Source organism: Weizmannia sp. CD-2023, from assembly GCF_036225245.1.
Classification (GTDB): Bacteria; Bacillota; Bacilli; order Bacillales; family Bacillaceae_C; genus Weizmannia; species Weizmannia faecalis.
Window position 1 is genome coordinate 1 of sequence record NZ_JARTJQ010000127.1, and the last position, 13,619, is coordinate 13,619.

At 46.4% G+C, this 13,619-nt stretch carries 13 protein-coding genes and 1 pseudogene; 2 read left to right on the forward strand and 12 right to left on the reverse strand.

Annotated features, from left to right (window positions below; all coding sequences use genetic code 11):
* The 5 genes and pseudogenes from P9687_RS16405 to P9687_RS16425 form a co-directional block, all read right to left on the reverse strand.
* Positions 1-1,330, reverse strand: a 1,330-nt coding sequence (locus P9687_RS16405) for an FAD-binding dehydrogenase (RefSeq protein ID WP_328228932.1), incomplete at its 3' end; no start/stop codon positions are given.
* 430 nt (positions 1,331-1,760) lie between these two features.
* On the reverse strand, positions 1,761-2,618 hold the full coding sequence (locus P9687_RS16410; protein WP_014095518.1) for a Cof-type HAD-IIB family hydrolase: 858 nt from the start codon (positions 2,616-2,618) through the stop codon (positions 1,761-1,763).
* Between the two features lie 61 nt (positions 2,619-2,679).
* A complete protein-coding gene (locus P9687_RS16415; protein WP_035189262.1) occupies positions 2,680-3,837 on the reverse strand; it encodes an AI-2E family transporter in 1,158 nt (385 codons plus the stop codon).
* Between the two features lie 173 nt (positions 3,838-4,010).
* Positions 4,011-4,556 carry a GNAT family N-acetyltransferase gene (locus P9687_RS16420; RefSeq protein ID WP_014095520.1) on the reverse strand — a complete coding sequence of 182 codons (546 nt, stop codon included), beginning with the start codon at positions 4,554-4,556 and terminating at the stop codon, positions 4,011-4,013.
* Between the two features lie 93 nt (positions 4,557-4,649).
* Positions 4,650-5,100: pseudogene (locus P9687_RS16425) on the reverse strand (IS1595 family transposase); the annotation flags it as partial.
* A gap of 146 nt (positions 5,101-5,246) precedes the next feature.
* Here P9687_RS16425 and P9687_RS16430 point away from each other — a divergent pair.
* Both P9687_RS16430 and P9687_RS16435 read left to right on the forward strand, forming a co-directional pair.
* On the forward strand, positions 5,247-5,807 hold the full coding sequence (locus P9687_RS16430; protein WP_014095521.1) for a TetR/AcrR family transcriptional regulator: 561 nt from the start codon (positions 5,247-5,249) through the stop codon (positions 5,805-5,807).
* 93 nt (positions 5,808-5,900) lie between these two features.
* Entirely contained in the window at positions 5,901-7,322 is a 1,422-nt protein-coding gene (locus tag P9687_RS16435; RefSeq protein WP_052123304.1) for a DHA2 family efflux MFS transporter permease subunit, read from the forward strand.
* 172 nt (positions 7,323-7,494) lie between these two features.
* Here the strand turns inward: P9687_RS16435 and P9687_RS16440 are convergent, their stop codons facing one another.
* The 7 genes from P9687_RS16440 to P9687_RS16470 form a co-directional block, all read right to left on the reverse strand.
* Positions 7,495-8,835, reverse strand: coding sequence for an MFS transporter (locus P9687_RS16440; RefSeq protein WP_061564830.1), 1,341 nt, complete (start codon positions 8,833-8,835; stop codon positions 7,495-7,497).
* Positions 8,832-9,455, reverse strand: coding sequence for a 5-formyltetrahydrofolate cyclo-ligase (locus P9687_RS16445; protein ID WP_035189257.1), 624 nt, complete (start codon positions 9,453-9,455; stop codon positions 8,832-8,834). The genes P9687_RS16440 and P9687_RS16445 overlap by 4 nt, the downstream gene beginning before the upstream one ends.
* A gap of 116 nt (positions 9,456-9,571) precedes the next feature.
* The gene (mgsA, locus tag P9687_RS16450; protein ID WP_014095525.1) at positions 9,572-9,994 is read right to left on the reverse strand and encodes a methylglyoxal synthase; all 423 of its coding nucleotides are present in this window, start codon (positions 9,992-9,994) and stop codon (positions 9,572-9,574) included.
* A gap of 102 nt (positions 9,995-10,096) precedes the next feature.
* Positions 10,097-10,300 carry an iron-containing alcohol dehydrogenase gene (locus P9687_RS16455; protein ID WP_014095526.1) on the reverse strand — a complete coding sequence of 68 codons (204 nt, stop codon included), beginning with the start codon at positions 10,298-10,300 and terminating at the stop codon, positions 10,097-10,099.
* Between the two features lie 3 nt (positions 10,301-10,303).
* Positions 10,304-11,140 carry a rhamnulose-1-phosphate aldolase gene (gene rhaD / locus P9687_RS16460; RefSeq protein ID WP_168985984.1) on the reverse strand — a complete coding sequence of 279 codons (837 nt, stop codon included), beginning with the start codon at positions 11,138-11,140 and terminating at the stop codon, positions 10,304-10,306.
* An 18-nt stretch (positions 11,141-11,158) separates the two neighbouring features.
* Positions 11,159-12,424: an L-rhamnose isomerase gene (rhaA, locus tag P9687_RS16465; RefSeq protein ID WP_061577751.1), complete on the reverse strand. Its 1,266-nt coding sequence runs from the start codon at positions 12,422-12,424 to the stop codon at positions 11,159-11,161.
* A 16-nt stretch (positions 12,425-12,440) separates the two neighbouring features.
* On the reverse strand, positions 12,441-13,619 hold a 1,179-nt coding region (locus P9687_RS16470; protein ID WP_328228933.1), incomplete at its 5' end, for a rhamnulokinase.

The following is a 13,619-nucleotide window of genomic DNA, read 5'->3' on the forward strand; positions in this document are numbered from 1 at the left end:
TTTTACTCCGAAACTTGAGTTTTGTAAATTTATGATCTATTTCCCGATCCCGCGCCTTTATTTGGTCTTCAATTTCTTTAAAGTGTAATCGATTTTCACCAGTCAATCGGTTCATTCCATTTACAAGGTCTTCTAGATTATGGGCAATGATAAAATCTTCTCCTTTATCCATGAAGGCCTGGACGGGTTCAGGCGCACCAGGCAAAGCTCTGCCCAGCACTTTCCGGATACTTTTGCCGGTAAGATCCGGATTTTGCTCCGATCCTGACAGGGCAAACTCTTTTTCTATGATTTTTTGCGTTAAAATAAACCACGAATAGTCATAACCGGTTTTTTGAATGGCTTCCAGTGTGCTGAGCGTATCAAATCCCGGCAAATTAGGGACAGGAAAGCGTTTACCTTCCGCATCAAGCCAGATGGAGGATGGCCCGGGTAAAATACGGATGCCATGGTTGGACCAAATCGGGTTCCAATTTTTTATGCCTTCCGTATAGTGCCACATCCGATCCCGATTCACAATCCGCCCGCCCGCTTCTTCCGTAATACCAAGCATTCTGCCGTCCACATGCGCAGGAACGCCCGATAACATATGAGCAGGCGGCGTTCCGAGCCGCTTCGGCCAATTTTTGCGAACGAAATCAAAGTTCCCGCCAATGCCCCCGCTCGCCACTAATACAGCTTCGGCCTGGTATTCGAAATCGCCAATAACCTCTCTTTCCGTATCCTCTCCCCGCTCCTTTGTGCTGGGAATCAAAACAAAACCGGCTACCCCTCTAACAGTGCCATTTTCTTTTAAAAGATGATCGACCCGATGGCGGGGCAAATATTGAACCAAACCGGCTTTCATATATTCCCGGACTTTTTTCTCAAAAGGCGCCACCAGTGCCGGCCCGGTTCCCCACACAATATGAAAGCGGGGAACAGAATTGCCGTGTCCAGTGGCTAAATGTCCGCCCCGTTCAGCCCAACCGACAACCGGGAAAAAACGCACGCCCATTTTGTGCAGCCACGATCTTTTTTCGCCGGCCGCAAAATCGATGTAAGCTTCGGCCCATTTTTTTCCCCAATAATCTTCATCGTCCTCCCGGTCAAATCCGGCAGTGCCAATCCAGTCTTGCCACGCCAGTTCCCTGGAATCTTTTATCCCCAGCCGCCTTTGCTCCGGAGAATTTACTAAAAATAACCCGCCAAACGACCACCACGCTTGGCCGCCGATACTGGTTTCCGGCTCTTGATCCAAGAGCAGCACTTTTTTTCCGGCCTCTGCCATTTCTACGGTTGCAACCAAGCCGGCCAGCCCCGCTCCGACGACAATGACATCGAAATTCATAATAGAGACCTCCCGTTTTCACAAAGCATGGTGATGTCTATCATTGAAAATATCCTATGCGATGATTTCATCGATGCGATTTTCCTCTACAGCCGGCTTCTCCCGGACAGTATAGCATTGTAAACGATATAAAATGAACGAATGAGCAGCTCTGTTGCCTGCTGTAAAAAATCATCGTGCAAATGGGTGGTGCCCGGGCTCGATGTAAAAACTAAAATTCAACTTATAACATTCGACACGAAACTATAATTTCCTTTTTATAAAGATAGAAAAAACAGGCGATCAGAAAAACGCTCGATGAGGAATAAAAGGGGACTTGAGCTGTGAACCTTCATTTTTTTCGGATGAATCCGTAACTTGCCCAAAAAACTTGCCGCAAAATGCGGAGATCGGCAGCAAACAGCCACCGCTTTTTTGGTTTTATTCCCCATCATTTTCCCAATATGTATGTCCGCAGAGCATGGGCAACGCCGTTTTTGTTATGGGTCTTTGTGACATAGGTGCTCCGCGCTTTCACTTGTTCTTCAGCGTTTCCCATCGCAATACTTATACCGGCTACTTCAAACATGGACAGATCGTTAAAATTGTCACCAATTGCGACCGTATTTTCCAACGGGATGTTCAAATGGCGGGCCATAAACTGAAGGGCATGGCCTTTGCTAACTTCTGCATGGGCAATTTCCAACTTCGTGCGCCCCGATGTGGTCATGGAAAGATCTTGTCTTCCGCTTAGCCAGCTGCGGAGTTGCTTTAACCGTTCAGGATGAAAGGACAGTACAAAAATTTTGTAAACCTCCAAATGCGGCAAATCCAACTCAGCATAATGGTGGAAATAATGAATCCCGTACTGCCGCATCTGGAGCTCAATTTGGCCGGCAGCCCACTCCAAAGAAAAGGTTTCATCTTTTTCGTGCAAGGAATGCATTTCCGATTCAAGGCGCTTTCTCCCTTTTTCCAGCAAATACACGCCCTGGTTAGTATATAACTCGTAATAGTATCCTTGCGCTTCCAGTTCCGGAAGCAAGTCGTCCAGTACTTTATCCGGCATCACAAGCTTTAAAATGCATTGATCCGAATCGTAAATGACGGCACCATTTCCCGTTATCACCGGGCAATCAAGGCCTGCTTTTTTCAGAATATGCCGCGTATCATGAAGCGAACGCCCTGAACAGGCGACAACGATATTCCCCTGCTCTTGTACTTCCCGAATCGCTCCGGCATTTTCTTCGCTAATTGTTCCGTCATCAGATAATAATGTCCCGTCAAAATCAATCGCGATCAATTTCATTTTGCGCTCTCCTTCCTGTTGTTCCCGGATGTTCTTTTTCGAGAGGCAATATTATTCGCCTCTATATATCCCCGCCCCTGTTTGTTTCCTCTATTCCCGATGGTGTCTGTAGCCGTTTCTGCACTTGGTCGCTCAGCAGCTTATACAATGTCGCGGCAACCGGCACACCGAAAAGCATACCAACAACGCCGCCAAGGCCGCCCCCGATGATGACCGCCGCCAAGACCCATAAACCCGGCAACCCGATCGACGAACCGACTACCCGCGGATAGATGATGTTGCCTTCCACTTGCTGCAGCACAACAATGAAAATCAAAAAGAATACTGCCTGCATCGGATCTACTGTTAAAATCATAAAGGCACCGAATGCCGCCCCCAAATAGGCACCGACAACCGGGATCAGAGCCGTTGCACTAATGAAAGCACCGACCATCGCAGCATACGGAAACTGGAAAAGAAACATGCCAAGCGTACATAGACTTCCTAAAATGACCGCCTCCACGCATTGCCCAACAATAAAGCTTGAAAAAGTCTGATTTGCCACTCCGAGCACGTAGTACAATCTGTCCGCCGTCTGCTTTTTCAAAAAAGCACGAACCACTTGATTTGCCTGAACAGCCAGCTTCTCTTTTGCCGCTAAAATATAGATGGCAAAAATAATGGCAATGATCAAGTTCATTACACCGCTTGTTAAGGCGCCGGCAATGGAAAACGTCGAATTCAAAATGCCGGTCACCACTTTTGAAAGGGATACGGTCAATTTTTTTGTGACCGCATCCAGATCGACCTGCAGGCTTGAAATGAATTTTCCGAGGCTGGAGTACTTGACGCTGTTTGACTGGAAATAGTCCAGACTTTTCGTGTAAACACGCGGAATGGCATCAATCAATACCGTAAAAGCCTGGATCAATTGCGGCACAATGATCAAAACCAGGATGGAAACAATGCCAAAAATGACCACAAATGAAAAAAGAATGCTGACGCCCCTCCGCGTTGCGCGGATAAATTTGTTTTGCGCGTTCGGAAAATAAACGCGTTCCACTTTTTTCATTAAAATATTGAGCACATAGGCAATCGCAGCCCCGAGCAAAAGCGGAAAGGCAACATGCCAAATCGCCCCTAGCGCCCCCAGAATCGTGCTGAAATATTTCACAAAAAGGACGGCCACAACCGCTAGCAGTATGTATTTAGCCCATAAACCGAGTTTCATTTCTTTCATCCAACCACTCCGTCATTTTTTGTTTATTTTCTTATCTTGATTATACTTGAAAAGGAAACTTTTTTCCGGTTTATTTTAAAAGCTATGTTAAATAATATTGTGGATAAATGATCATAAAACAAGGACCCGATGTGGGATCCCTGTTTTAGATTCATATTGAAGATTAGCACCCGTTATTTGAATAACTTATACCAATACAAAGTGGTTTCTATATTTGGATTATATGACTGTTTCAATGTGTCAACTCCACCTAGTATGAATCCTTGTTTCACATAAAACCTGCACGCTCCAAGATTATCATCTTGCGTTTCTAAAGACATTCCGATAAGTTTTCTTTTTTTTGCCCATTCTTCCGCTTTAGTTAAAAGCAACTTCCCGATTCCATATCCTCTAAATTCTTTTTTTGTAGCGATATTTTCAATATAACAGAAGCGATTCCAATCCTTAATTATTCTAATTTGCCCAATGCAATTATGATTCTTATAAGCTAAAAATAGAGCTTTATCTTCACGGTTTATATAACGGCTCCAATCCAGTTTATCATCTGGGAAACGAATTTCTTTAGTTTCATCAAATAGAATCTCTTCAAAAGACCATTTTCCTGATTGAAGACTGGGTACAACCTTACCAAACACGTTGAAATAATCATTTGTTTTATTGATGTCCTCAATTAATTCATCCTTTAATGGAGAAATTACGATTTCTTCTGCAATATTCATTTTGGCACCTTCCCATTCTGAAAAAGAATTTTTCTAGCACAAGCCTAAATACCTACCCTCTTTAACATGACTGCCCCAAAAGTTGAATAATGCTTATGAAGCTCTGAATATAGATAACCTCAATTTATCATAAGTCGCCATTGTCGGAAATAAGCAGCTGTCGACAATCTGCCTACATACAGTTGTATAATCGTTCGGGGGCGGATCGTATTCAAATACAAAAACAGCTCAAATAATGGTCGCGGTACTTGGTTACCACGCCATTGAATCGGTTCATCCAACCCTTTAAGCGGCTGTAATAGTTATTAACATTTTGAATATGGTAAAGCCCTTTTACCCGTTCCTTTCCACAGGATTTGAACGGGTAATGTTCGATTCCTTTTTCTTTTGCATAGGCTTTGAAAGCTCTCCAGGCGTCTGTAAAAAGGGGATTCGTAACGGAGACCTTGGAACCAATTGCTTGGTTAAAATACGACCCTCATCACGTTAAAGAAGGTTTGTTTTGACGATCCCTCGCAACCAAAACGCTGACCTGTTCCTTACTGTTATTATAGGAAGAATGTTTGATTTTAGTAAATATCAACATAAATGTTTAACAGAGCTATTTTAAAAAAAACGGCTGTTTGACAATAAAGTCAATCAATGATATATTTTTCGTTAGACCGTTCTGTACAAAAAAGGAGAGAAAAGATGGCAAAGAGTAAAAGAGAAGCAATTATCCAGGCGGCAAAAAAGCTTTTCCAGGTGCAGGGCTACCATGCGACCGGCATCAATCAAATCATTGAGGAAAGCGGCGCACCGAAAGGCTCTTTATATTACCATTTTCCAAACGGGAAAGAAGAAATTGCAATTGCCGCAATTGACAGCGTCAAGGTTGAAGTAAGGCAGGAACTGGAGCAGTTGCTTGCCGGTTGCGACGATCCGATTGAAGCCATGCAGGCGCAACTTTTACATGTCGCTGAAAAAGTATTTGGCGATCAGCCGGACTTCCGGATCGGCCTGCTCGCTTCGGAAAGTGCGAACCTTAACGAAAATATCAGGGAAGCGTGCAAAAATGCGTATGAGGAATGGATCGCAACCGATACCGATTATCTGATGAAAAAAGGCTACACAAAGGAAAGCGCAAGGCAAACCGCTGTTTTGTTTCATATCTTAATCGAAGGCGCGATGACGATGTCGATCACATACAAGGACGCTTCCTATTTTCAATTAGTTGCAGAACAAATCCCAAAAATAATAAAGAACATTTGATGTTCTTTTTTCTCCAAATTATACTGACCGGTCTATTTAAAAATAAAGGGGAGATTTTTACCATTGCAAAGTGATTATAAAAAATTTCCAATTATGCTTGGGCTTTTAATTGGCGGCTTTATCGGCATGTTCAGCGAAACAGCCTTAAATATTGCATTAACTTCATTGATGAAAGATCTGCACATTACAGCTTCCACCGTCCAATGGCTTACAACCGGATATTTGCTTGTTGTCGGCGTGCTGGTGCCAGTATCTGGGTTAATGATCAGATGGTTTACAACAAGGCAGCTGCTGCTAAGTGCATTAAGCGCATTTATTATTGGCACGCTCATTTCAGCCGTGTCCCACACCTTCACCTTTTTACTCATCGGCAGGCTCGTTCAGGGAATCGCAACCGGCATTCTCATCCCGCTCATCTTTAATACGGTCATGACGATTTTTCCGCCGCATAAAAGAGGCGCGGCACTCGGCGTTGTCGGGCTTGTCATTATGTTTGCGCCGGCAATTGGCCCAACTGCTGCTGGGTTCATTTTGGGCAAACTCACATGGCAGTGGATTTTCTGGGTCATGCTGCCGTTTTTGGTTGCTGCCCTGATCATTTCCGCCATCTTTTGTAAAAATGTAAATGAAGTCACCCGGCCAAAAATCGATGTGCTCTCTATCGTGCTGTCCACGATCGGTTTCGGCGGAATTGTTTTCGGCTTCAGTTCAGCGGGGGATTCAGGCTGGGGAAATGCAAAAGTCATTGTAGCCCTTGCAATCGGTATTGCGGCTCTCGTGATTTTTTCCATCCGGCAATTACGAATGGAAAAACCGATGCTGAATGTGCGTGCCTTCCAGCATAAAATGTTCACTATTGGCACGCTGATGATTATGATTGTCTTCAGTATTATCATGTCGTCTATGCTTTTGCTGCCGATGTACTGGCAGAGCGGAAAACTGGTAGCTGTCGCGCTTACCGGCATCCTTCTTTTGCCAGGGGGCATTGTAAACGGGATTGTGTCAGCTATCTCGGGCAAGTTTTATGATATATACGGCGCAAAATGGCTTGTCAGAATCGGCTTTCTGATCTGCATCGCAGCGGGTGCAATGTTTATCTGTGTCCAAACAACATCTTCTTTTCTTTTCGTGATTGCAGCGAATCTTTTGCTCATGATCGGCGCGCCGCTTGTTATGTTCCCGGCACAAACGAACGGGCTGAATGCATTGCCAAGAGAAATGTCCCCTGACGGCAGCGCAATTATGAATACCGCCCAGCAAGTGAGCGGCGCCATTGCCACTGCCTTGTCTGCCACATTGTTGGCTGCAGGTGAACACGCTTATACAGGAGCCGGCGGACAACATGCCGCAGCAGCATTAACAAACGGCGTCCAGTACGGTTTTATGTTCACGCTCATCCTGGCAGTCATCGGATTTGCCCTTTCCTTTACCGTTCGAACCGTTGGGGTATTTGAAAAACCGCAGGACCAGCAAAGGAAAATGCAATTAAAAAAAGAAACAGACTCCCCCGACTGAGGAGCAAAAAACCCGTTTTAGCCTGATAAGCTAAAACGGGTTTTTTTAAGGTTTGTCAGCACTCCGCCTCAATATGATAAAATCATGGATCTGCGAAAGAACCGGCTTCTGGCCTGCATTTTATAAAATTTTGCCAGCACTGTCAGAGTCCTTGCCAAGCCCGGGATAAGCCTTATTGATTTGCTGCTGTTTTTCCGCTTTCACTCGCATCATTATGAATCAGAAAAGAAGTTAAAAGGGCCAAAATGCTGCCGCAAAAGCCGAACAGGAATAAATGGTGAATGCCCTGCATGTAGGTGGACCCGCTTGTCAGAAAGGCGCCCATTACGGTCACCCCGATCGCAGTTCCCATGTTCCGGCAAAACATAAAAAACGAAGTGGCGATCCCTTTTTCGTGGGCGCTCACCATTTGCTGGGAACCGATAATCCCGACCGTCGAAAGCAACCCGAACGCAGCGCCATGGACAATCATAACGAGAAAAACGTACCAAAACCCGTGGCCCGGATTTAAAAAGATCCAACATACACCCGAAACAAGCAAAAGTCCGTTCCCGATTAATAACAGCCTCCGGTAGCCATACCGCAATATCCATTTTCCGGCAGGGACTGCAGCGGCCATCCAGCCGATCGACGACCCAAGCAGCGCAACCCCGCTCATGAGCAGTGACAGCCCTGTTACTTTCTGCAAAAACAGCGGCACATAGCTGGAAGCACCGAACAACGCCACTGTCCCAATAAAGGAGTTGACATTCATCCGGGCAAATGTCTTATTTTTAAACATCGAAAGCGGCACAATCGGGGAATCCTGCCTTTTTTCATAAAAATAAAAAAGGAGAAGAAAGATGATTCCGGTTGCTGCAAACAACAAGTAATTGCGGTGTACGACCGTGACCAAAAGCAGGAGTGTGATCGCAACGGCAAATAATGCAGCGCCTATGTAATCGACACGCGCTTTTTTTGGCGCATAATGCTCGTTATAAGGCAAAAGCGTTAAAAATGAGATGAGACAGACAGGCAGGTTTACAAAGAAAATCCATCTCCACGATAAATACGTTACAAAAAACGAGCCTAAAAGCGGCGCCAGGACAGCGGATAATCCCCACATACCGGTAAACAATGCCTGGATTTTCCCGCGGTTTTCAACAGAAAACAGGTCTCCTGCGATAATGGCCGGAAACGGGACCATGAAACCTGCCCCAATGCCCTGAATAGCCCGAAAGACGATAAGTTCAATCATCCCGGAGGACATGCCGCATAAAAGCGATCCGGCGAAAAAAAGCACGATCCCGAACCCGAACACTTTCTTCCTTCCGAACAAGTCAGACAACCGGCCTGCAACCGGTGATAAAATCGTACTGGTGATCATATAGGAAGCAAATGCCCATGCGTACAAGTCAAAGCGGCCGAGTTCTTTTGCAATGACGGGCATCGTGGTATTCATAATCGTTGCGTCAATCGATGACACAAGCATTGCCAAGACAATGCTAATCATGACAAACGTTCTACTCTTCATGAAACCCCTCCATTCACTTTCAACATTCCGGATTCTGTCACGATTTGCCGCACCGGAATATCATAAGATTCGCTAGGGACATGCGCCTTCAATTGGCACGAGTGAATCAAAGACACGGTCTGATTGGGAAAACCGGCAAGAAATCGGTCATAATAACCGCCGCCAAAACCGATGCGAAAGCCTTTTTTGTCAAAAACAAGGCCTGGAACAATGAGCAGATCGATGGCCTGCTTTTCAATTTTTACCGTTTCTTCCGGTTCCGGCTCAAGCAGGTTAAAAAAGCTTTTTTTCAATTGTGTGAAATCATCCAGCTGGTAAAAGACGAGCGCTTTTTCTTTTGGCACGCATTTTGGCACACAAATCGTTTTTCCCTGCGCCCACCCGGTTTCAATGATCCGCCGCGTATCCCATTCGAAATGTTGGGAGACCGTCACGCCAACCGTTCCGGATATTTTCCATATATCGGATGAAAACAAAATTTGTTGCAGTTTTTCTTCGATGGCCTGCTTTTCGTTAAGATCCAACCGCTTTAACCAGCCGATCATTTCTCTTCGCATTTCCGCCTTGTCCATTTTTTTCCACCCCAGAAAGCAAAAATTTGCGCTTTTCCATCTTACCATGTTTGGGCTGAAGTGAAAACGAAAATGCCCCCGGGGTATGAAACCAGGGGGGCTGCAAAATGTCTGTGCTAATCGTTTTTTCCGGTAAACCGAAGTATGAAATATGGTGGAAATTCTTATTCCCCCCTGTTCTTCTTCTCCTTCTCATGCACGAGGTTGCGCCAGTTTAAATCGCCGCGCATTAAGCCCTGGACAAGCAGTTCGGCCGTACCCATGTTGGTGGCAAGTGGAATCGAATAGACATCGCAAAGGCGGAGTAAAGCGGTAATGTCCGGTTCGTGCGGCTGGGCCGTGAGTGGATCACGGAAAAAGAAAACGAGATCCATTTCATTTTTGGCAATCATTGCGCCGATTTCCTGGTCGCCGCCGAGCGGGCCGGAATTGAAGCGGGTAATGTTCAAATTTGTTTTTTCCATAATCCTCTTGCCGGTTGTGCCGGTCGAGTACAATTCATGGTCGGCGAATACCGGCTCATAGGCAACCGCAAAGTTTACAATTTCCTTTTTCTTTTTATCATGGGCAATAAAAGCAATTTTCAACTTGGAAACTCCCTTCTCCAAAAAATAACGTTACTACTATAATACGATAATATGATGAAAAAAACGAATGACCCATTTCCCAGGGTCATCCGTTTTTCAGCCTTAAGCTTTCACAACCGGATCATGCAGCATGGATTTGTACAAGCCTTCGATTTCTTCGACACTTGTATCACGCGGGTTGCCACCCGTGCACACATCGGCATACGCATCTTTTGCGAGGTTCGGGATATCTTCTTCTTTGACACCGAGTTTATCAAGCGATTGCGGAATGTCAACATTTTTAAGAGGTCGCATGCGCCATTCCATCCTTTATTCTCCCAAAAATCCTTCCCGCGGCACGACCCCAAACGCATCGGCCAAGTCTTTCAGCTGCCGGTCGGTAATCGTTTGTTTGATGCCGCCCTGTGCCTGGACATAGGTGTAAACCTGTGCCGCTTTTTCTGCTGTTTCAATCAGGCCGAATGTCTCATCCATCGTGCGGCCGGCACCGTAAATGCCGTGATGCGGCCAAATGACGAGGCGATAGTCTTTCATTTTCGCTGCCGTCGCTTCACCGATTTCATTGGTGCCCGGCACGATCCACGGAATGATGCCGACACCTTCCGGAAATACGACGAGGCATTCCGTGCACATTTGCCAAAGCGTGCGCGTCAAAGCTTTTTCATCAAGCGGATGGGTAAATGTCATCGCGAGCAAATGGGTCGCATGGTTGTGCATGACAATCCGGTTTTCCGGGTCAACCTCAAGCCTTGCGATATGGCTCATAAAATGGGACGGCAGCTCGCTTGTCGGCATTCCGCCCCCTTCAAGCCCCCAAAGCAATTCAACATTTTGCCCGTCCTGTGCGACACGGATCAAACCGAGGTTTTCAGCAGGGTTGTTGGCCACATTTTTAAAATATTTTCCAGAACCGGTGACAATAAAATATTTGCCGGCAAGCGCCCTTGCGTCGAATTTGACCGGGATGGCCCGGATAACGGCGTTCACATCGAGATACGGCGCCACTTCTTCTTCTTTGAGAAGATAGCTGATATTCCCGCCGTTCCGTTCGTCCCAGCCAAGCCGGTACAAATTGGCGGTTGTTTTCATCATTTCCTGTGTAAAAGGTGCTTCAATGATATTCAATTTCGTCTTTATGTTTGCCATGTGCTTCCCCTTCCTTGTTTACGCCCTTACAAGCAACGTATCTTTTTCATACTTTTGGACTTCTTCCAGCCAGCCAAGCCCGGCCGGCACCCCGTTTGCTTCGCAGAAATAGTGCCAAACATCGCCGTACGGGAAGTCTTTCAGTTCCTCTGTATAGACGAGGCGGGTGGTAAAATCGCCTTCCAATTCTTTTTGTTTTAAGAAATCTGTCGGTTCAAGCAGCGCTTTCAGCAAAGCTTTTTGTGTGTTGCGGGCGCCCACTACCCAGGCTGCAACCCGGTTAATGGTGGCATCAAAGAAATCAAGGCCGATATTCGTTTTCTCAAGCAAGTCGTTGCGGACAAGTTCCCTGCCGATTGCCGCCAGTTCATCATCCATGATGACGACATGGTCACTGTCCCAGCGCACTGGGCGGCTGACATGGAGCATAAGCCCTTTGCTGAAGAGAGAAAGGGCGCTTAGTTTATTGGAAATCACTTCTGTCGGATGGAAGTGGCCGGCGTCAAGGCAGACCAGTTTGTTTCTTGAAATACCATAGCCCATATAAAACTCATGGGAACCGACTGTATAGGCTTCTGCGCCGAGGCCGAACAATTTGCTTTCCACCGCATCTTCCGTATAAGCCGGATTGAGCGGTTCCGCAAAAATTTCATCGAGCGCTTCCATTAAACGCCGGCGCGGTCCGAGCGTATCTATCGGATTGTCTTTATAACCGTCCGGAATCCAGAAATTGTTGATGCTCGTTTGCCCTGTTTCTTTTCCAAAATACTCGGCAATTTTCCGCGTCCTTTTCCCGTGTTCCACCCAGAAATCCCGCACGGCTTTGTCAGGGGAGGCGAGCGTAAAACCGTCTTTATACATCGGATGCGAGAAAAATGTCGGGTTAAAATCAAGGCCGAGCCCCTGTTCTTTTGCCCAGTCCACCCACGAAGCAAAATGTTTTGGTTCAATGGTGTCAAGGTCAATTTTTTCATCCGTGTCCGCATAAATGGCATGCAGATTCAATTTATGCTTACCCGGTATCAGAGAGAATGCTTTTTCCAGGTCTTTGCGCAGCTCGGAAGGCGTGTGTGCCGCCCCTGGGTAGTTACCGGTTGCCATAATGCCGCCGGTCAGGTCGCTATCCGGATTTAAAAAGCCGCGGACATCGTCACCCTGCCAGCAGTGCAGCGAGATTTTAATCTTTTGCAATTTTTCAAGCGCCGCATCTGTATCCACACCGATTTCCGCATACCGCTGTTTTGCAGTTTCATAATTTCGGATGATCTCTTCTTTTTTTCCCATTCTTTTCCGCTCCCTTTCATTTTGCCGTTTCAAGCAAGGCCTTTTTGTAACGGTCGATTACCGCTTTCCAATTGCCCTGCTGCGGCTTGTAAGATTTGATTGCAAACGACTGCCGGACGATTTTTCTTCCTTCACGGATGTCCCGAATGTCCCCTTTGGCGATCATTTGCACAAGGAGATTGCCGATAGCGGTTGCTTCCTGGGGGCCGGCTGAGACTTCGACATTTGCGAGATTTGCGGTCAGCTGGTTCAAAAGGCTTACATTGCTGCCGCCTCCGACAATGTACAGGCGGTCAATGGGCCGTCCCGTGATCGCGGCGAGTTTTTCCAGCTCGACTGCGTAACAGAGCGCCAGACTGCTGTAAATGCAGTTTGTCAATTCCCCGATCGATTCCGGAACCGCCTGGCCGGTTTCCCTGCAGTAATCTTGAATTTCTTTCACCATGTTTTCCGGATTGTTAAAGCGCGGGTCGTTGACATGAACAAATTGCGCAAACGGTTTGCATTTTCCGGCCTGTTCCGCCATTTCGGCATAGGTATAACGGTAGTCGTAATGCCGGGCAATTTCCTGGATGATCCACATGCCCATAATGTTTTTCAAAAAGCGGTAAGTGCCATATGCGCCCCACTCGTTTGTGTAATTTTCCCTGAATGCTTCCTCGCTTGTGACAGGCACATTCAATTCCATGCCGAGCAACGACCATGTCCCGCTGCTTAAGAATGCCCAGGAATCGCCTTCTGCCGGCGTACCGAGGACAGCGGAGGCGGTATCATGGGTTGCAACCGTGACAACCTGGCATGCCGGAAGATCGTATTTTTTGTACCACTCCGATTTGATTGCGCCCAAAATCGTGCCGGCATCGGCCAGTTTGGCAAATTTATCGGCACTGACATGGACATGGTTGAGCAAGTCTTTATCGAATAATTTGTCACGCAAGTTCAGCATCTGTGTTGTGGAAGAATTTGTCACTTCAGAAACGGCCTTTCCCGTCAGCACATACCCGATGTAATCCGGGATGAGCAGAATTTTATCCGCTTTTTCCAAAAGATTTTTATCTTCGGCATACAGTTGGTACAGCGTGTTCAATTCAAGAAACTGGATGCCGGTCTTTTTATAGATGAATTGCTTTGAATATTTGGACGTCAGCGCTTCTATCGCGCCAACCGTCCGTGGATCGCGGTAGCTGACCGGATC

What these genes read in the sequence shown, in the direction of transcription:
- P9687_RS16455 (WP_014095526.1), bottom strand. Translation starts at nt 10,300, where the DNA reads ATGGAATGGCGCATGCGACCTCTTAAAAATGTTGACATTCCGCAATCG.
- rhaD (WP_168985984.1), bottom strand. Translation starts at nt 11,140, where the DNA reads ATGGCAAACATAAAGACGAAATTGAATATCATTGAAGCACCTTTTACA.
- P9687_RS16445 (WP_035189257.1), bottom strand. Translation starts at nt 9,455, where the DNA reads ATGGTAAGATGGAAAAGCGCAAATTTTTGCTTTCTGGGGTGGAAAAAA.
- P9687_RS16420 (WP_014095520.1), bottom strand. Translation starts at nt 4,556, where the DNA reads ATGAATATTGCAGAAGAAATCGTAATTTCTCCATTAAAGGATGAATTA.
- P9687_RS16435 (WP_052123304.1), top strand. Translation starts at nt 5,901, where the DNA reads ATGCTTGGGCTTTTAATTGGCGGCTTTATCGGCATGTTCAGCGAAACA.
- P9687_RS16410 (WP_014095518.1), bottom strand. Translation starts at nt 2,618, where the DNA reads ATGAAATTGATCGCGATTGATTTTGACGGGACATTATTATCTGATGAC.
- P9687_RS16415 (WP_035189262.1), bottom strand. Translation starts at nt 3,837, where the DNA reads ATGAAAGAAATGAAACTCGGTTTATGGGCTAAATACATACTGCTAGCG.
- rhaA (WP_061577751.1), bottom strand. Translation starts at nt 12,424, where the DNA reads ATGGGAAAAAAAGAAGAGATCATCCGAAATTATGAAACTGCAAAACAG.
- P9687_RS16440 (WP_061564830.1), bottom strand. Translation starts at nt 8,835, where the DNA reads ATGAAGAGTAGAACGTTTGTCATGATTAGCATTGTCTTGGCAATGCTT.
- P9687_RS16430 (WP_014095521.1), top strand. Translation starts at nt 5,247, where the DNA reads ATGGCAAAGAGTAAAAGAGAAGCAATTATCCAGGCGGCAAAAAAGCTT.